This window comes from Clostridium mobile, assembly GCF_018918285.1.
GTDB classification, from domain to species: Bacteria; Bacillota; Clostridia; order Clostridiales; family Clostridiaceae; genus Clostridium_AW; species Clostridium_AW mobile.
In genome coordinates this window covers 107338-126152 of sequence record NZ_JAHLQF010000005.1, presented here as the reverse complement: position 1 = coordinate 126152, position 18815 = coordinate 107338, and the positions used below count along the sequence as shown (strand labels likewise).

Genomic DNA, 18815 nt, shown 5'->3' with positions numbered 1-18815 from the left:
AAAAAGGAGGAATATGTCCTCTTTTTTTTATTACAATTTAATTAAGTATTTCCTAGGAAATTAAATATTCACAGGTTGATTTTGACATAGTCTAATTGTTAGGCCAAGGGAAAATTTATTTTTTGTTCTTTCACATCCAACTAAACCGTTGTATTTTTCAATCTTAGCATTATCTAGTTTAGTTACTATTTGAAGTATCTCTGCAGATAGTAGTTCACAATAAATTTTCTCATTGAAAACTTCATTATTTGAGAAGAATAAATCATTATAATCGTCTTCTCCAATAGTTTCCATGGAGCCATTAATTAGATTATATTTGATATTGGGCTTATTTTTTTGTAGAACAGGTGGAGTAGTAAATTCAACTCTAGTTACGCATTGAAAAGGTATATTGACGGTTATATGCTTTGCTTTACTTGATATATTGTTATATTGAATGCTTTCTCTTATGTAGCCGGATATGAATAATTTATTTGCATCAACTATTAAGCTATATTCAGTGATATGTATATTACTTTTAACATCTATTATGTTTATAGCGGGCTTACTAAATCTTATATCTGCTTCACAATCTATTTGAACTTGGAATTGTGACAATATTACTGGAAGCTTACATGTCAAAGGACCATTTGATGAAATTTGAGAGACAGGAATATTGGAACATAGTGGAATTACTTTGGAAACTACAAAAGTAGAGCTACTTGTTTTACTGTCTATGTGCTCAGTATGTTTTCTAAAATCTTTTTTCTTTTCTTTTGTAGTTTCAACTTGAATGGGAGCTTTTTTAATTTTTTTTTCTTTTATAGATTCAACTTGGACGGGAGCTATTTCAACTTTATTTTCTTTCATAGATTCAACTTGGATGGGAGCTATTTCAATTTTGTTCTCCTTCATAGTTTCAACTTGAATGGGAGTTTTTCTAATTTTTTTTTCTTTTATAGATTCAACTTGAATAGGAGCTATTTCAACTTTCTTCTCTTTTATAATTTCAATTTCAATAGAAGCTTTTTTTCTTTTCTTTTTTTTTCTAGTTTCAGTTTTAACAGGAGGTTTTTCAGCTTTGTTTTCTTCAATAGTTTTCGCTTTAATAGGAGTTTCTTCAATTTTAGTTTCTTTTTTAGTTTGAATTTTAATAGGAGTTTCTTCAATTTTAATTTCTTTTTTAGTTTGAATTTTAATAGGAGGTTCCTCAAATTTGATTTCTTTTATAGTCTCAGTTTTAACTGGAAGTTCTTCAATTTTGATTTCTTTTATAATCTCAGTTTTAACTGGAAGTTCTTCGATTTTGATTTCTTTTATAGTCTCAGTTTTAATAGGCAGTTCTTCGATTTTGATTTCTTTTATAGTTTCAGTTTTAACAGGAAATTCTTTAATTTTGATTTCTTCTATAATTTCATTTTCAACATAAGTTTCTTCAATTTTGATTTCTTTTTTAGCTTCAGCTTTAACAGGAGGTTCTTCAACGTTGCTTTTTTTAATAGTTTCTACTTTATTAGGAGCTTCTTCAATTTTAGTTTCTTTCTCAAATTCAACTTTATCAGGAGTCTTTTCAACTTTATTTTTTGCTATATTGTTATTATTTTTTAGTGTATTTTGATTATATAGCAATATAACTTCTCGTATTAATTTCTCCCAATATACAGTATTTTTTTGATTTTGTTTCATATTAACCTCCTAAAACATAATATAAATAGGAAGGCTCAAAATAAATTGAGCCTTTTTATCATTATAAGTTTATTATTTATCGCATTTGTCATGGTGTGGGTGTATTCCTGGGAAAGTTACGCCAGGGATACATACTTGTCTGTTCTGTAATAATTTTACCTTAAGGAATATTACCATTTTTTCTCTAATTTTTTGGAATGTGTGTTCCATATGATCATCGTGATCATTACATTTATCTCTATGGTCTTCGTGATGAATGTGACATTTATCCATTTCGATGTCAGATTCAAAAATAGTAGCTTCTTCTATTTCGCAGAATACTTTTTCATTGAATACGGAGTTGTGAATGAAGTTATGGTCTACTTCTTTATTAATAACGTTTTTATCTTTTCTACAGCAATGAGGTTCTTGAGTTTCTATTTCGATTGTTCTTTCATTTTCTCTAAATATATTTCCAGCATTAAATCCGTTTAAGAAATCCACTTTTGTTACACAGCTAAATGGTACTCTTAAAGTTGTGTGTTTAATATCACCAGATACGCCATGTTTACTTACGCATCCCTTTGTAGAGAAAACGATATTCTTTTTAACGAATCCTTCTAAGAAAACTTTATCAGTTCCAGGAACAAGATGACATTGAGTTACTTTTACATCTTTATCAATAAATTTTATATCTGTAGCTGGATCTTCTAAGGTTAAAGTTGCTTCTGTGTCTATTTGAACTGTAAAGAAAGCTAGAACTGTTGGTATTTTAAATAGTGTAGATCCTTTTGCGCAAGAATTTGTTATAGGCCAATTTTCACACATTGATTTTGTCATTGCATCAGAAACTTTAGCCTCACAGTGGTGTCTTTCGCTAGCACATGAACTAGCACATGAACTAGCTTCAGAACTTGAACTTTCATATGAACCTCCACCATAACCTTCTCCGTAACATTTATTATAACTGCTTATAAGACTCATTAATAGTTCCTCCCTTTTTTATTATAAATTATAAATCATTAATCAATTTCTTATCTTTGGCGCTAATACATACTATTCATATATAGTGAAAAATGAAACCTATAAATTAAAAATAATTTATAACCATATTTATCCGGATGTATAGCATATATATTAAAAGTATTGTTAATAAGAAAAGTGGGGGGGAAATTATGAAAAAAAGTATTAAAATATTTATTTTAGTATTCTGTTGGTTTACTTTTTTAAGTAGTAAAGCTAATGCTAAAGATAATATCAATTATGAGCTACCTGTAATAGAAAACACAATATTAAAGAATGCGGAGATGAACTTTGATAATTATCCAGTTTATGAAAATAAGTTGATAGACTACACTATTAATTCTAATTACAAAGGTGAAGTAAATTATAGAGTGTTTCTTAGGTCTTTAGAGAATGAAAATTTAATAGAATTAACTAATGGATATACTTTTGATAGAGATGGGGAAAAACCATTTAAGTTTTATATATTCGATATACAACCTGGAAATTATGATATATTAATATTTGCAAAACACAGTAATGGATTAGGAAGTAGAGATGTATCAATTGGTGAATATGATATAGGATATGACGATTATAAAATTATTGAATTTGAGTGTTTGAAAAATGGAGAGCCAAAGTTAGACGTATCTATACTAAATAAACCACCATATTTTGAGAATTTCAATTTAAATTTAAAAATAAAAACAAAGGGATATTATGGGCCTGTACAGTATAGAGTATTTTTATTTTCTAATGTGTCTAAAAAATGGAGTGAAGTAACCAATGGTTATTCAAATCAAATTTATTCTACGAATGAATTTGATATAAACACAGAAAAGCTAAAAGAAGGTTCTTATAAGTTATCTGTTAGAGTTAAGAGATGGGAGATACCTGGTGTATATAATGATTCATTAGGGGAGTATGATGATGTTAAGAATATAGATATTACAGTATCAAAGAAACCAATCAAAAAAGATAGTAATTCATCAGCACCTACTATTAGTGAACTATATGTTGGAAATGCTAGTGAGACAACAAGAATAATGGTAAGAAAAGATGCAAGTTTAAATTCTCAGATTATAGGATATATTTATGGAAGTACACAAGAAGTGAAGATATTAGGTAAAAAGGGTTCTTTTAATTATGTACAAGTTTTAAATTATGGAACATCAAAGGAAATTAAAGGCTATATACATGAAAATTATATAAAAAAAGTTACTCCATCTAAATTATATAGCATTGTTGTTGATATAACTAAGCAAAGAGTGTATGTTTATAAGGATAGTAAGCTTATAAAAAACTTCATATGTTCTACAGGATTAGATGCTACTCCAACTCCTATAGGAAGGTTTTTAATTGGAGATAGAGGTCATAGCTTTGGATATGAAAAGGGATATATATGTTATGATTATGTTAGATTTAATTATAACTATTTATTTCATAGTGTATTGCATGATTTAAATGGAAGAATAATCGAACATGAATATAAAAGGTTAGGTAGTAAGGCTTCTAATGGATGCATAAGATTAGAAAAAGATGCAGCAAAGTGGATATATAATAATATACCTAAAAACACATTGGTAGAAATTAAAAAATAAAAAATATTAAAAATATTGTGTAATCCATAGAAGGACAGTTGTATATATGTTTTAACTGTGTTAATATTAGGCATATAAGTATGTTATTCAAAATTATATGAGGTGGTTATATGAATGATAGGTTTTTAATGATACATACTAGTGTTTTGCCTGATGTTTTTGAAAGAGTTATTGAAGTAAAAGAATTAATGAAAACTGGAAAAGTAAAGGAAATTACAGAAGCAGTAAAAATCGTAGGAATAAGCAGAAGTACTTATTATAAGTATAAAGATTTTGTTTTTACTGTAGCTGGTAACATGAATAATCATAAGGTTATAATAGCGCTTACTTTAGATCATGAACCAGGAATATTATCTAAGATATTAGATAATATTGCTTATTATAAAGGTAATATACTTACTATTAATCAGGAGATACCTATAAATAATACTGCAAATGTGAATATAACCTTTGATATATCTAATTTGAAAATTGAGTTTAATAAACTTCTTGATGAAATAAAAAATATGGATTATGTGATAAAATTAGAGTTAGTAGCTATGGACTAAAGAAAATATTGGAGGTATAAAGCATAATGAAGGGAGTAATAGACAGAATAGAAGAAGATTATGCTGTAGTTGAATTAGAAGAAGGAACTATGGTTAATTTAAGTATAAATATAATTCCTCCTGAAGCTAAAGAAGGGGATGTTATTATCATAGATAATGATAATAATATAACTATAGATGAGGTAGAAACAGAAAATAGAAGAAAATTAATAGAAGAGTTGACAAAAGATTTATGGGATGAATAAAAAACAGGGACACATTAAATTTGTGTCCTTTATTTTTTTGATTTATTTTGTTTTAGATAAAAAATCAAATAGTTAAAAAAAGCGATAATAGCACTGCCTATAGCAATATCTAAAAAATATCTGCCATATTGTTCATTGAAAATTAGAATAAAAATAGCTAGATAAAACATACAGGTGGCTACTTTACCAAATATGTTTGAAGGGATTATAAAATCCTTATTATATAGAATTGCACCGGCAATAATCATAGCTAGTTCTTTTGATGCTACAATAAGCAACATCCAATGAGGAATCATATTATCAATAGTTAGACAGCTTAGCACGGTAATTAACATAAGTTTATCGGCTAAGGGGTCTAAGACTACACCCCACTTTGTAACTATATTATATTTTCTAGCCCAATATCCATCTAAAACGTCAGTAATTCCAGCTATGAAGAAAATAATTGTTGAGAATAAAAAACTATTCTTTATGCCAGAAAAAAATATTAGAATGAATACAGGTATTAGAAATATTCTAAATAAGGTTAATATATTTGGAATATTCATAGTTATCTCTCCTAATTTATATATATATATTATTTTATTGGAAATAATAAGTACATATAATAAGTATAATATAATTATTTAATTTGTAAAATAAATTTGTAACAATAAAAACTTTGAAACAATATTATGCGAAATATAAATAAAAATTAATAAATAATATTCGTATTTCATTGACGGAAAAATTTATTTTTGTTACCATATTATAGGAGGGGATGGAAATGAAAAATAGATATGATTTAATAATTATAGGCGCTGGTCCAGCAGGAATATTTACTGCATTAGAGACAGCAAAATTGAAACCAGAAACAAATATATTGATAATAGATAAAGGAAGAAATATTGATAAAAGAAAGTGTCCCGCAAGAACCATAGGAAAGTGTGTAAACTGTGAGCCTTGCGGTATAACATTCGGTTGGTCAGGAGCGGGGGCTTTTTCAGATGGGAAGCTTTCTTTAAGCCCAGAAGTAGGGGGAAGAATATTAGAATACTTCACGGAAGAAGATTGCAATAAGCTTATAGAATATTGTGATAATATATATCTAGATTTCGGAGCCAATAAGACTGTTTATGGGCTAAATAGTGAAAAAACGGATAAAATAAAATATGAATCTAGTAAGCATAATATCCGTCTTGTAGAATGTCCTGTTAGGCATTTAGGTACCGAATTAGCTTACAATGTTTTAAGAGACATGTATTATCACCTTATAAATAATACAAATACAGATTTTAGTGAATTAACAGAAGTTAAAGATTTTATAATAGAAAATAACGAAATAAAAGGTGTCATTGTTCAAAGTAAAGAAGGAAGCAAAGAAATAAATGCTGATTATATTGTAGCTGCGCCAGGAAGAGGAGGAGCTGAATGGCTGACAGAACAGGCCAAGAAGCATAAATTAAAAACCACAAATAATGCTGTAGATATAGGTGTTAGAGTAGAAGTTCCTAATTCAGTAATGGATCATTTGACAAAAGATTTATACGAAGCTAAGCTCGTTTATTATTCTGATACTTTTGAAAACAAAGTGAGAACTTTCTGTATGAATCCAGGTGGTGTTGTTTCTGAAGAACACTATGATGGAGATATAGCAGTTGTAAATGGACATAGTTATTCTGAAAAGGAATTAAGAACGGACTATACAAATTTCGCTGTATTAGTATCTACAACATTTACTGAGCCTTTTAATCAACCAATAGACTATGGAAAATATATCGCTAAATTAGGAAACATGTTAACTGGTGGAGGAATAATGGTACAAAGATTAGGGGATCTTTTAAATGGAAGAAGAACTGATTATTCTAGATTAAAAAAATCAACTACTATTCCAACGTTAAGTTACGCAGTCCCAGGAGATTTAAGTTTTGTTCTTCCTCAAAGACACCTAACTTCAATAGTGGAAGCATTAAAGGCTTTTGATAAGATTGCTCCAGGATTATATAGTAAAAATACGTTACTATATGGTGTAGAGGTAAAGTTTTATTCAAGTAAGTTTGAAACTAATAATAAATTTGAAACTGCAGTAAAAAATTTATATACCATAGGGGATGGAGCAGGAATAACAAGAGGACTTATGCAAGCGTCAGTAACAGGAGTTGTTGTTGCTAGAGATATAGCTGAAAAGATGTAAAATTCTATTCTAAAAGTGGGGAGTGATAAATATGTCAGCAGTAGTAGTTTTAGGCGCTCAATGGGGTGATGAAGGTAAGGGGAAGATGACAGATTATCTTGCTGAAGGAGCAGACGTGGTTATAAGATATCAAGGTGGGAATAACGCAGGCCATACTGTAGAAGTAGAAGATAAACAATATAAATTACACTTAATACCTTCAGGGATATTATATGAAAACAAAATTAATGTAATAGGAAATGGAGTAGTAATAGATCCTAAGGCACTTTTTGAAGAAATGGAATACTTAAATGAGCTAGGTGTTTTAATTACACCTAATAATTTTATAATAAGTGACAGAGCACAAATTATCATGCCATACCACAAAATTTTAGATGGTATTAAGGAGAGAGCAAGAGGGGAAAAAGATATTGGAACTACAAGAAAAGGAATAGGTCCTTGTTATACTGATAAAATGGAGAGAAGCGGGATTAGAGTTTGTGACCTTATATATGAAGAGATATTTAAAGAAAGATTAAGAAATAATATAGAAGAAAAAAACAATATAATTACTAAAATATACTCAGAAAAACCATTGGATTTTGAAGAGATTTTTAGAGAGTATACCTCATATGCAGAAAAAATAAAACCTTTTGTAAAGGATACATCAGTTGAAATATATAAATATATAAAAGAAAATAAAAAAGTTTTATTTGAAGGAGCCCAAGGAACATTGTTAGATATTGATTACGGTACTTATCCTTATGTAACTTCATCGAATACTATAGCTGGTGGAGTTTGCATAGGAACAGGAATTGGGCCAACAATGATAACTAATGTTGTAGGAATCGTAAAAGCTTATACTACAAGAGTTGGTAAGGGACCCTTCCCTACTGAACTAATGGATAAAACTGGTGATTGGGTAAGAGAGAAAGGTCATGAATATGGAGTTACTACAGGAAGAGCTAGAAGATGTGGATGGCTTGATCTTGTAATATTAAAAACCGCAGCTAGGGTTTCAGGTTTAACTAGTTTTGCTATAACTAAGATAGATACTTTAGCTGGATTAGATAAAATAAAAGTTTGTATAGGATATGAATTTAAAGGAAAAAACATAGATTATGTACCTGCTAGTTTAGAAGATTTAGCTCAATGCAATCCAATATATAAAGAATTTAATGGATGGGATGAAAGTATATATAATGCTAGAAGTTATGAAGATCTACCCGAAAATGCTAAAATATATTTAAAAGGAATAGAAGAGTTATCAGAGACTAAAATATCCATAATCTCTGTAGGGCCAAGAAGAGATCAGACTATTAAAATATCACAATTATAATATTTATAGGTATGGCATCTTGAATCAAGTATATAATAATTATATACTTGAAACATATTAAATTGTAAATTATAATATAATTAATAAAGCCTACTATTTTAGTGCACTTTATTAATTATAAATAATAATCAAAAGAGAGGTAGAAAACTATGCAAATAAACAAAGATATGACTATCGGTGAAGTTATAAGAGTAAAGCCAGAAGCTGCAGAAGTATTAGCAAGCTTTGGAATGGGTTGTGTATTTTGTCCGTCAGCTCAAGGAGAGACTGTAGAACAAGCAGCAATGGTACATGGACTTGATTTAGCTAAGTTATTAGATGCATTAAATAAATAATTATTAGGAGTCTATAAGTTAAAAACTTATAGACTCTTTTTAACTATATGCTGTTACCAACTATATAGCCACTACTCCATGCCCATTGTAAATTATATCCACCACAATCTCCGTGTACATCTAAGATTTCACCAGTGAAAAATAAATTTTCGACAATTTTAGATTGTAGAGTATAAGGGTCTATATCTTTAGTATTAATCCCACCACAAGTTACCTGAGAATTTTTAAAAGAATTTGTATCATAAACAACAAAATCCCATTTCTTCAACAAAGATATTATTGAGATCTTTTCTTTCCATGACAATTGATAACAGGGTTTGTGTATATCAGATATATTACACTCTTTTAGCAAGATGGGTATAAGCTTTTTATTTACTATACCTATAAGTGAATCATGTAAGCTTCTATAGCTAAAAGTACCCCAATGATTTTCTAAAAAAGCTGATAATTTTTCTTTAGTGGTGTTTGGATTAATATCTACTGATATCATAACTTTATTTTTTTCATAAAGTGCTCTTGAAATAATACTACTTATTTGAAGTATGGGCGGACCGGAAATACCATAGTCAGTAAATAATATTTCACCATGTTCCTCACGAACTAATTCATCATTTATAAAAATTTTTACATCTCCATCAAATTTAATTCCAGATAAAGCTTTTAACTTGTCATGCTGTAATTTTAACTGGACAAGACCTGGCACTGGAGATATAAGGTCATGACCTAAAGATTTGGCTAATAAAAATCCGGAACCGTCGGAGCCAGTGTTAGGAGCGGAAGTTCCTCCACAGCTCAAAATTAATTTATTGCATGTAAAATTTATGTCTTTTGAAGTAAATAATTTATATGTATTATTTAGCTTTTGAATTTTACTTATCTTTGAATCTAAATACAATGGGATATTTCTCTCATCTATAGCCATTCTAAATACATCTAATACAGAAGAAGCTTGTAGCGACATAGGATATATCTTCCCATCTTCTAATTCTACTAGTGGTAGGCCTAAAGAATTGAAAAACTCCATTGTGTCATTAATATTAAAATTTTCAATAACACTTTTAAAAAAATTAGTGTTATTGCTGTAATATTTTAAGTTATTTACACATGTATTTGTAATATTACACCTACCATTACCTGTAGTTAAAATCTTTTTACCGATTCTATCATTACCTTCAACTATAGCTACATCTAAACCTCTATCTTTAGCAACAATAGCTGCTACTAGTCCTGAGGCACCTCCACCAATAATAATAATATCATGGAACAAAACAAACCTCTCCTTTTAATAACAAATAATACTCATAATATAATTATATACAAAAATCATATATAATTACGAGCTATAATTATATAATATAAGTATATAATATTAAGTATATAATATAATTTAAATAATAAAAAGGAGATGGATTTATATGGAGGCTCAACAATTATTAGAATTTAAAAATTGGGTGGTAGCAGGAGATGTTTTGAATGAAGATAAATATGCTTATAGAATATTAAATAAGCTAATAGACAATGAATTTAATGCAAAGGGTGTAAGTCCAAATAGTAATAATGACGATGTTTATAAATCTTTAAAAGATATACCTAATAAAATAGATGTGGTAGATTTATGTATAAATCCTAAAAGTGGAATGGATATAGTTAGAGAAGCATATGATTTGGGCATAAATAAAATATTAATTCAACCTGGAGCATCAAGTGAAGAAATATTGAGTTTTTGCAAAGAAAAAGGTATCATAGCTATAGAGGGATGTGCTTTGGTAGAACTTTCCTACTATACAAGAAAGAGGTAGATAATTGAATGTTAACAATTTATGCTGTATCGGACTCTATAGGGGAAACAGCAGAACAAGTTGCTAGAGCTACTGCAAGTCAATTTAATGAGAAAATAAGATTAAAAAGAGTAATATATATAAAAAATTTTGAAGCAGCAGAAGAGTTTTTAAATAGCATAGAATCTCCCAAAGATACAATGATAATAAATACAATAGTGTTAGTAGATGTAAGAGAATTTTTAATTGAAAGATGTATAGAAAGAGGTATTAATATAATAAATATATTAGGTCCATGTATAAATACAGCATCAAAGATTTTAAATAGGCTTCCAGACTACAAACCAGGGGCTGTGCGCAATATGGATGCTAGATATGATAAAAGAATAGAAGCAATGGAGTTTGCCATGAGATATGATGATAGTAAGGATCATAAAGGTATAAAAATTGCAGATGTTATATTAATTGGTTTGTCGAGGACATCTAAAACTCCATTATGTATGTACCTGGCCAATAAAGGTATAAAGGCTTTAAATATACCTCTCATGCCAGAAGTACCTCTACCAGAAGAACTTTCTGAAATAGATAATAAAAAAATAGTAGGACTTACAATTGATCCAATAAGGCTAATGGAAATAAGAAAACATAGAATGGATAAATTCTCAATAATATCTTCTGACATACAATATGCTAATGGAGAAAGAGTATTAGATGAATTAGAATATGCTGATAGGGTTATGAAAAGACTTAGATGTAAAGTTATAGACGTAACAAATAGAGCAATAGAAGATACAGCATTACTTATTATGGATTCAATAGGATATGGGGGAAATAAAGATTACTAATCTACAATTTTTATTAATAAAAAGGCTAAAGTGTAGTAATATTAATGCTTTAGCCCTTTTTTAATAAAAATATAAAAAAACTTTTTAAAAAACTGTTGACACTTTAGCAAATATCTTGTATTATTATCTATGTTAGGTGGCACCGAGCAAGAGTGCCTGTTTAAAGGCCCCTTGGTCAAGCGGTTAAGACACCACCCTTTCACGGTGGTAACACGGGTTCGAGTCCCGTAGGGGTCACCATGATATAATGTGGGCGCATAGCTCAGCTGGGAGAGCATCTGCCTTACAAGCAGAGGGTCACAGGTTCGATCCCTGTTGTGCCCACCACATTTTTATGGCCCAGTGGCTCAGTTGGTTAGAGTGCCGGCCTGTCACGCCGGAGGTCGAGGGTTCGAGTCCCTTCTGGGTCGCCAATAAGTGCTGGCATGGCTCAATTGGCAGAGCAGCTGACTTGTAATCAGCAGGTTGTAGGTTCAAGTCCTATTGCCAGCTCCAATTTAAAATTAATATTTAAATGAGGCCCCTTGGTCAAGCGGTTAAGACACCACCCTTTCACGGTGGTAACACGGGTTCGAGTCCCGTAGGGGTCACCATGATATAATGTGGGCGCATAGCTCAGCTGGGAGAGCATCTGCCTTACAAGCAGAGGGTCACAGGTTCGATCCCTGTTGTGCCCACCACATTTTTTTTGGCCCAGTGGCTCAGTTGGTTAGAGTGCCGGCCTGTCACGCCGGAGGTCGAGGGTTCGAGTCCCTTCTGGGTCGCCAATAATTTAATATATGATCAAGGCCCCTTGGTCAAGCGGTTAAGACACCACCCTTTCACGGTGGTAACACGGGTTCGAGTCCCGTAGGGGTCACCATTAATATAATGTGGGCGCATAGCTCAGCTGGGAGAGCATCTGCCTTACAAGCAGAGGGTCACAGGTTCGATCCCTGTTGTGCCCACCACATTTTTTTTTGGCCCAGTGGCTCAGTTGGTTAGAGTGCCGGCCTGTCACGCCGGAGGTCGAGGGTTCGAGTCCCTTCTGGGTCGCCAATATTGCTGGCATGGCTCAATTGGCAGAGCAGCTGACTTGTAATCAGCAGGTTGTAGGTTCAAGTCCTATTGCCAGCTCCAAAGTGAAAAACATACACCAAAAGGTGTATGTTTTTTTATTTCTTTTTATTCATATTTAATCTAACTCTAATATCTTCTCCAAAGAATTTACATAAAGTAAAATTACCTAATAATCTAGATGTTGTTCTTTCTGAATAGTTTTTTAGCATAAGTTCTATGGAGAAATTAGTGGATATTATCATTTTTTTTCTCTTTAAAAGTTTAGTATTAAGTAGATTAAATAATTCTATTTTAGAAAATTCATTAATAGGTTCTGTTCCTAAATCATCTATGATTAACAAGTCACAATTGATTAATAAATCTTCTAATTCTTCTTCACCAGCAAATCTTGATTGTTTTAAATCTTTTATTAAGTCTACCGCGGTTTTATATATTACCATGTAACTGTTATCTAATAATTCTTTAGCTATACAACTGGCAAGGAAGCTTTTTCCGGTACCTGAATCTCCAAAAAATAAAAGGTTCTCTTCTGAGTTTGAAAAATTCTCTATGAAATTCCATGAAATACTAGCTATTTTCTCCAGGTTTTTACGTGGGCTTTCTGGCTCATTGGAATTTCTATTTGGAGAAAAATATTGATAGGAAAAATTAGAAAAATTATTTCTTTCTAACATATTATTTAATTCAGAGTTTCTATATAATATTTTAACTAAATTTTGTTTGTAACAATCGCACTTTTTCACACCTATAAATCCTGTATCCTTACACTTGGAGCAATTATACTGCATTTCTAGGTAGTCAAGAGGATAGCCTCTTGACACTAAAAACTCTGATTTTTTCATCCTTAACTCTGTTATTTTTTCCTTTGTTTCCTCTATAAGTTCATCGATATTTTTTGTTTTTCTTAATATATTAATTGAAAGCTCTATAGAGAGTTGAGCAATTTTATTTTCCATTGCAATCACTTGAGGAATTATTTTTTCAATTTCATCACGTCGGTTTTTAAGAGATTCCTCATTATTAACTCTTAAGGATTCATATATTTTTGCAATTTCTTCTCCGTACCCTTTAAGCATTGTTATCCCATCCTAATAATTTTTTTTCTAATTCATCAAAATCATAGTTTCTCTGATCATAATTATTAAAACTATCTAGTTTAGGTTTAAAATTACTAGTTTTTTTATAAGCTTTTTTATTATCTTTTTTATCAACATCTTCTATGGATTTTATTCCATCTTTAAACCAGCTAGTCAAAATTCCATCAATATATTTAAAGTCTGCTTTATTTATTCTATGAAAGCATATATCGCAAGCCTTATATATTATTTCTAAAGAGAAATTATATGAAGATAACCATTTCGTCAACAGTTCCTCCTGAGGTTTCATTACTTCTCCATCTTTTATTCCTACGTAATTTAAGATTTTTCTGATGTTTATCCATTTATCTTCATGTTTTTTTATAAATGTTTGAGCATCTTCTATTGTTTTAATTTTAGCATTGTGCCATGCAATGGCTACCATTTCTATATACCTAGAATCAGTCTTACCTTTTGAAGCACAGTATTGTATTAACAATAATATAATTTCAGGAAGAAAATTATAATCTTTAATCCAACCTATGTACATAGTCATTTCCTTACTAGATAGCGGCCTACCTAATAATTTTTCTATGTCTTGTAACATATCTTTAGTAGAATTATTATTTAACTCTTCTAATAAGTTTATGTCTTCAGTGGAATTAATATTGCTTTCACTTAAATCAATAAACTCAATAGAAAAATTACCCATATTATCTACAGGTGTCATTTTTATAACACCTTCATCATTCCAATAAGACCATGCATTTAGAACATCGGTCTCTAATAGATGAAGAGTACTAGCCATAATGGAAGAATTTACTCCTAATTCTCCAGATACACAATATTTTAAGCCTAATAAATATACTTTAACGAACTCACCACGAGCTCTAGGCATGTGTTTATCTATAAATACATTACTTACGGGAGTATATACATAATTCTTATCTTTAAATATGAAAGTACTCACAAAAACACCCCCTATATTAATTATTGCATCATTTAATTATAACAAAGTATATATTTTATCTCAACAAAGCATTTTATCAAAATGTATTATAAAATTTTAAAATATGCATAGAATAGATAAAGATGTTTTTTTTACAACAAATATCCATTTAGTAAAAAGGAGAATAATATAATGAGAGTAAAAAATAGAAAGTCATTTATAGTACTTTTAATTTCCATGACAACTTTATTTTCCATTATTATTATGAACAATAAACTCTACATAAACAAAAGTGTTCAATCTAACAAAAAAGTAGAAGAAGAGATAGTAATGAAAGAAGCCATAGTAGTTAAATCAGATGGAGTAAAGGTTGCATTATTAAATAGTGAAGATGATATAAAGAAGATGCTAAATATAATCAGAGAAGAGAGCATTAAAAATTCTGAGTTTAAAAATATAAAAGAAGTTATATTAAACAACAGCATAACTTACTACAAAGACATAGTCAATGCCGATGAGGTTAGAGAACCTGAATATTTTGCATATAATATCATGAATGGACACGATGAAATTTGGGATGTAAGTTTTACCATTAAAGGTGAAAATATTAAGGATAGTAATCCAGTGCTATCAAGAGGTACCGTTTCTTCTAATTTTGGAATGAGATGGGGTAGGATGCATAATGGAGTAGACATAGCAGCACCTTCAGGTACTCCTATACATGCTATATTGCCTGGAAAAGTTATTTATTCTGGATGGGAGAATGGCTATGGAAATGTAGTGAGAATAGATAATGGAGATGATACTGTTACAATATATGGACATTGCAGCAAATTGTTTGCCCAAAAAGGTGAATATGTTAAAGTGGGCGACAAAATTGCAGAAGTGGGTAGCACAGGGAGAAGTACAGGACCTCACCTCCACTTTGAAGTAAGAATTAAAGGAGTACCTCAAGACCCTACTGAATATATAAATTAAAACAAACTGCCGCTAATATTAATTATTGGTGGCAGTTTATTTTATTATTAATTTAATTTCATGAATTAGCACTTTACAAATTTAGTGTACTAAAGTATAATGGGTTTCATATTAATTAATAAAAGGAGGAGTTATCAAATGAAAAAGAGACTATTAACGATTTTAGCAATATTTTTTGCTTTAAGTATATTACTAATGGGATGTGATAAAAACCATAGCAAAGAAGATAAATCCTTAGAAGAGATTAAAAAAAGAGGAGAGTTTATAGTTGGTTTAGATGATACTTTTGCCCCAATGGGATTTAGAGATGAAAAGGGGGAAATTGTTGGCTTGGATATAGATTTAGCTAAAGAAGTTGCTAGCAGGATGGGGGTTAAAGTTGTATTTAAGCCAGTAGATTGGAATGGAATAATAGGAAGTTTAAATAATGGTGATGTAGATGTTATATGGAATGGACTGAGTATAACTGAAAAGAGAAAAGAGCAAATAGGTTTTACGAAAGAATATCTTTTTGATGGACAAATTATTATGGTTAATAAAGATTCCTCAATAAAAAATAAAAAAGATTTAGAAGGTAAAGTTATAGGGATTCAAATGGGGAGTACTAGTGAAGATGCTATAAAAACAGAGCCAGAAGTCATGAAAACTTTTAAAGAAATAAAAAGATATGCAAACTATGCAGAAGCTTTAATGGATTTATCTATAGGCAGAGTAGAAGCTGTAGTTATAGATGAAATAGTAGGAAGATATTATATGACAAAGAAGCAGGATGCTTTTAAAGTTTTAGATGAAAATTTTGGTACACAACCTTTTGGGGTAGGAGTGAGAAAAACTGATGAAGCTTTTAGGGAAGAGATAGATAGAATAATAGATGAAATGAAAAAGGACGGCACTACAGAAAAGATATCAAAAAAATGGCTTGGAAAAGATCTAATTGCAAAATAGAGGTGATTATAAATGACCAAGCTATATGACACAATTTTATTTATTATAAAGGGTAGTGACGTTACTTTATGGCTTTTTTCAATAGTATTAATGAGTTCTATTGCTATAGCCATAGTATTTTCTTTGATAAAGGTGTCTAAAAATAAAGTATGTAGTTTTATAATAGGTGTGTATACTTGGATTTTTAGAGGCACTCCTTTACTGATACAGTTATTCTTTATATATTATGGTATGCCATATTTAGGATTTAAAATTAGCAGATTCAATGCAGCAGTAATAACTTTTACTTTAAATTACTCTGCATATTTTACAGAGATATTTAGATCTGGCATTCAATCTATAGATAAAGGACAATACGAAGCATCAAAAGCATTGGGTATGAATAATTATCAAATGATGAAAAGAGTAATTATTCCTCAAACGATTAAAAGGGTTATACCATCTACTTGCAATGAAGCTATTAGTTTAATAAAAGATACTGCTTTAGTTGCAATAATAGGTATGGAAGAGATATTAAGAGCCTCTAAAGAAGTAATGACAAGAGATTTTACTTTAGTACCCTTTGTAATAGGTGGAATAATATATTTAATATTAGGTGCTATCCTTGTGATATTATTTAAAAGATTAGAAATAAAATATTCTTATTACGATTAACTAAAAATAATGGGTATAATAGAATAATTATATCCATTTTATTTTTTAAAATAATTGACAAATATTTTTTTTGAGTATATACTTTGACTATCAAAATATTTGAATATCAAAAAATAAGGAGGAGATTTTATGAAGATATCTCCTTTGCAAATTGGAAATCTAGAAGCAAAAATCCCTATTATCCAAGGCGGTATGGGCATAGGAGTTTCACTTTCAAAATTGGCTGCAGCAGTAGCAAATGAAGGTGGGATAGGAATTATATCAGGAGTTCAAATTGGATTTAATGAAGAGGATTTTGAGACCAATAGCAAAGAAGCAAACATTAGAGCTTTAAAAAATGAAATAAGAAAATCTAAAAAATTAAGTCCGCTAGGAATAATTGGTGTAAATTTAATGGTAGCTATGAACAATTATGATGAAATGGCTAAGGCTGCAGTAGAAGAAGGCATAGATGTAATAATATCAGGAGCAGGTATTCCTAAAAATTTACCTGATTTAGTTAAGGGGAGCAAAACTAAGATAGCACCCATTGTATCTTCTGGTAAAGCAGCCAAGATAATCTGTAAGCTTTGGTATGACAAGTATTCTTATCTTCCAGACTTTATAGTAGTAGAGGGTTCGGAAGCGGGTGGACATTTAGGATTTAATTATGAAGAGCTTATAGAGAATAATGATTTGACTTTAGAAAAAATACTTAAAGAAGTAATTGAAGAAGTGAAGTACTTTGAAAATAAATATGAGAAAAATATACCTATAATTGCTGCAGGTGGAATATACACGGGAAAAGATATAGAAAAATATTTAAAATTAGGGGCCCATGGGGTTCAAATGGCCACAAGATTTATTTGTACAGAAGAATGTGATGCTCATATTAACTATAAAAGGTGCTATTTGGAGTGCAAGGAAGAGAACATAGACATAATAAAAAGTCCTGTAGGTCTTCCAGGCAGAGCAATAATCAACAACTTTATTAAAGAGATTGAAAAAAACAGAGATGAAATTGACAGATGTTATGGTTGTTTAAAAAAATGTAATCCTAAAACCACTATATATTGTATATCAAAAGCCCTAATTAATGCTGTTAGGGGAAATGTAGAAGAGGGATTACTTTTCATAGGTAGTAAGGGTTACAAGATGAATAAAATAGTAACTGTAAAAGAACTTATAGAAGAATTAATCGAGGAAGTGAAAGACTGTGAGTAGGTCAATAAATGTATTGAATGAACTTTTAGTGGATATATTTAATGATATCCTGACAATTGAACAAAATGCTTTACAAAGTGGAGAGTTTAAGGATTTATCAGTAACAGAAATGCACACTATAGAAGCTGTAAGTCTTTATAATAAGAGAACTATGTCAGAAATTGCAATGGATTTAAAAATAACTGTGGGAACACTAACTACAGCAATAAATAATTTGGTGAAAAAAGGATATGTAGAGAGAAGTAGATCTGAGGAAGATAGAAGAATTGTTTATGTAAGTCTAACTAAAAGAGGAAAGTTAGCTTATAGGATTCATGAAAAATTTCACTCAAATATGGTGAAGGAAACAATTTCAGGATTATCTGAAGAGGAAGAAAAGGTATTAGTATCCTCCCTTGAAAAGCTAAATAAGTTTTTTAAAAGTAAATATAACCTAGAGGTTGAAAAGAAGGAGACTTAAAC

The 18815-nt window shown here is 30.1% G+C and carries 19 protein-coding genes and 11 tRNA genes; 24 read left to right on the top strand and 6 right to left on the bottom strand.

Annotation, left to right across the window (positions count from 1 at the left end):
- Positions 1-60 precede the first annotated feature (60 nt).
- Together KQI86_RS18925 and KQI86_RS18920 are read right to left on the bottom strand one after the other, a co-directional pair.
- Positions 61-1665, bottom strand: a complete 1605-nt coding sequence (locus tag KQI86_RS18925; RefSeq protein WP_216440979.1) for a hypothetical protein — start codon at positions 1663-1665, stop codon at positions 61-63.
- A 72-nt stretch (positions 1666-1737) separates the two neighbouring features.
- Positions 1738-2628, bottom strand: a complete 891-nt coding sequence (locus KQI86_RS18920) for a CsxC family protein (protein WP_216440978.1) — start codon at positions 2626-2628, stop codon at positions 1738-1740.
- A gap of 191 nt (positions 2629-2819) precedes the next feature.
- Here KQI86_RS18920 and KQI86_RS18915 point away from each other — a divergent pair, with 191 nt between their 5' ends.
- The 3 genes from KQI86_RS18915 to KQI86_RS18905 all read left to right on the top strand — a co-directional run bounded on the left by KQI86_RS18915 (position 2820) and on the right by KQI86_RS18905 (position 5040).
- Entirely contained in the window at positions 2820-4247 is a 1428-nt protein-coding gene (locus KQI86_RS18915; RefSeq protein WP_216440977.1) for a L,D-transpeptidase family protein, read from the top strand.
- A gap of 110 nt (positions 4248-4357) precedes the next feature.
- Positions 4358-4795 (top strand): ACT domain-containing protein, encoded by a 438-nt coding sequence (locus tag KQI86_RS18910; RefSeq protein ID WP_216440976.1) that lies wholly within the window; start codon positions 4358-4360, stop codon positions 4793-4795.
- Positions 4796-4821: 26 nt separating this feature from the next.
- Positions 4822-5040, top strand: coding sequence for a DUF3006 domain-containing protein (locus tag KQI86_RS18905; RefSeq protein WP_216440975.1), 219 nt, complete (start codon positions 4822-4824; stop codon positions 5038-5040).
- A gap of 29 nt (positions 5041-5069) precedes the next feature.
- Here KQI86_RS18905 and pgsA read toward each other — a convergent pair whose 3' ends face one another.
- The gene (gene pgsA, locus KQI86_RS18900) at positions 5070-5588 is read right to left on the bottom strand and encodes a CDP-diacylglycerol--glycerol-3-phosphate 3-phosphatidyltransferase (RefSeq protein WP_216440974.1); all 519 of its coding nucleotides are present in this window, start codon (positions 5586-5588) and stop codon (positions 5070-5072) included.
- 218 nt (positions 5589-5806) lie between these two features.
- Here pgsA and KQI86_RS18895 point away from each other — a divergent pair, with 218 nt between their 5' ends.
- From KQI86_RS18895 to KQI86_RS18885, 3 genes are all read left to right on the top strand, one after another.
- A complete protein-coding gene (locus KQI86_RS18895) occupies positions 5807-7213 on the top strand; it encodes an NAD(P)/FAD-dependent oxidoreductase (RefSeq protein ID WP_216440973.1) in 1407 nt (468 codons plus the stop codon).
- A 31-nt stretch (positions 7214-7244) separates the two neighbouring features.
- The gene (locus tag KQI86_RS18890) at positions 7245-8531 is read left to right on the top strand and encodes an adenylosuccinate synthase (RefSeq protein ID WP_216440972.1); all 1287 of its coding nucleotides are present in this window, start codon (positions 7245-7247) and stop codon (positions 8529-8531) included.
- A gap of 149 nt (positions 8532-8680) precedes the next feature.
- Positions 8681-8866: a DUF1858 domain-containing protein gene (locus KQI86_RS18885; protein ID WP_216440971.1), complete on the top strand. Its 186-nt coding sequence runs from the start codon at positions 8681-8683 to the stop codon at positions 8864-8866.
- Positions 8867-8909: 43 nt separating this feature from the next.
- Here the strand turns inward: KQI86_RS18885 and KQI86_RS18880 are convergent, their stop codons facing one another.
- Positions 8910-10133, bottom strand: a complete 1224-nt coding sequence (locus KQI86_RS18880; protein ID WP_216440970.1) for a BaiN/RdsA family NAD(P)/FAD-dependent oxidoreductase — start codon at positions 10131-10133, stop codon at positions 8910-8912.
- A gap of 148 nt (positions 10134-10281) precedes the next feature.
- On the opposite strand from KQI86_RS18880, the gene KQI86_RS18875 reads away from it, so the two are divergent.
- The 13 genes from KQI86_RS18875 to KQI86_RS18815 all read left to right on the top strand — a co-directional run bounded on the left by KQI86_RS18875 (position 10282) and on the right by KQI86_RS18815 (position 12608).
- Entirely contained in the window at positions 10282-10665 is a 384-nt protein-coding gene (locus tag KQI86_RS18875; protein WP_216440969.1) for a CoA-binding protein, read from the top strand.
- An 8-nt stretch (positions 10666-10673) separates the two neighbouring features.
- Positions 10674-11489 (top strand): pyruvate, water dikinase regulatory protein, encoded by an 816-nt coding sequence (locus tag KQI86_RS18870; RefSeq protein WP_216440968.1) that lies wholly within the window; start codon positions 10674-10676, stop codon positions 11487-11489.
- A gap of 165 nt (positions 11490-11654) precedes the next feature.
- Positions 11655-11729: transfer RNA gene (locus tag KQI86_RS18865), tRNA-Glu, on the top strand.
- Positions 11730-11740: 11 nt separating this feature from the next.
- Positions 11741-11816: transfer RNA gene (locus KQI86_RS18860), tRNA-Val, on the top strand.
- Between the two features lie 9 nt (positions 11817-11825).
- Positions 11826-11902 (top strand) — tRNA-Asp (locus KQI86_RS18855).
- A 6-nt stretch (positions 11903-11908) separates the two neighbouring features.
- Positions 11909-11984, top strand: a tRNA-Thr gene (locus KQI86_RS18850).
- Between the two features lie 23 nt (positions 11985-12007).
- Positions 12008-12082, top strand: a tRNA-Glu gene (locus KQI86_RS18845).
- 11 nt (positions 12083-12093) lie between these two features.
- Positions 12094-12169: transfer RNA gene (locus KQI86_RS18840), tRNA-Val, on the top strand.
- Positions 12170-12179: 10 nt separating this feature from the next.
- Positions 12180-12256, top strand: a tRNA-Asp gene (locus KQI86_RS18835).
- 20 nt (positions 12257-12276) lie between these two features.
- A tRNA-Glu gene (locus tag KQI86_RS18830) sits at positions 12277-12351 on the top strand.
- Positions 12352-12363: 12 nt separating this feature from the next.
- Positions 12364-12439 (top strand) — tRNA-Val (locus KQI86_RS18825).
- 11 nt (positions 12440-12450) lie between these two features.
- Positions 12451-12527: transfer RNA gene (locus KQI86_RS18820), tRNA-Asp, on the top strand.
- A 5-nt stretch (positions 12528-12532) separates the two neighbouring features.
- Positions 12533-12608: transfer RNA gene (locus tag KQI86_RS18815), tRNA-Thr, on the top strand.
- 35 nt (positions 12609-12643) lie between these two features.
- On the opposite strand, the gene KQI86_RS18810 is transcribed toward KQI86_RS18815, so the two are convergent.
- Together KQI86_RS18810 and KQI86_RS18805 are read right to left on the bottom strand one after the other, a co-directional pair.
- A complete protein-coding gene (locus KQI86_RS18810; RefSeq protein ID WP_216440967.1) occupies positions 12644-13624 on the bottom strand; it encodes an ATP-binding protein in 981 nt (326 codons plus the stop codon).
- On the bottom strand, positions 13617-14594 hold the full coding sequence (locus KQI86_RS18805) for a DnaD domain-containing protein (RefSeq protein WP_216440966.1): 978 nt from the start codon (positions 14592-14594) through the stop codon (positions 13617-13619). The genes KQI86_RS18810 and KQI86_RS18805 overlap by 8 nt, the downstream gene beginning before the upstream one ends.
- A 171-nt stretch (positions 14595-14765) precedes the next feature.
- On the opposite strand from KQI86_RS18805, the gene KQI86_RS18800 reads away from it, so the two are divergent.
- The 5 genes from KQI86_RS18800 to KQI86_RS18780 all read left to right on the top strand — a co-directional run bounded on the left by KQI86_RS18800 (position 14766) and on the right by KQI86_RS18780 (position 18813).
- Complete coding sequence (locus tag KQI86_RS18800) at positions 14766-15551, top strand: M23 family metallopeptidase (RefSeq protein WP_216440965.1); 786 nt, start codon at positions 14766-14768, stop codon at positions 15549-15551.
- 138 nt (positions 15552-15689) lie between these two features.
- A complete protein-coding gene (locus KQI86_RS18795) occupies positions 15690-16496 on the top strand; it encodes an amino acid ABC transporter substrate-binding protein (RefSeq protein ID WP_216440964.1) in 807 nt (268 codons plus the stop codon).
- 12 nt (positions 16497-16508) lie between these two features.
- Positions 16509-17150: an amino acid ABC transporter permease gene (locus KQI86_RS18790; RefSeq protein ID WP_216440963.1), complete on the top strand. Its 642-nt coding sequence runs from the start codon at positions 16509-16511 to the stop codon at positions 17148-17150.
- 129 nt (positions 17151-17279) lie between these two features.
- Complete coding sequence (locus KQI86_RS18785) at positions 17280-18353, top strand: NAD(P)H-dependent flavin oxidoreductase (protein WP_216440962.1); 1074 nt, start codon at positions 17280-17282, stop codon at positions 18351-18353.
- Positions 18346-18813: a MarR family winged helix-turn-helix transcriptional regulator gene (locus tag KQI86_RS18780; RefSeq protein WP_216440961.1), complete on the top strand. Its 468-nt coding sequence runs from the start codon at positions 18346-18348 to the stop codon at positions 18811-18813. Before KQI86_RS18785 ends, KQI86_RS18780 begins: the two co-directional genes overlap by 8 nt.
- Positions 18814-18815: the final 2 nt, after the last annotated feature.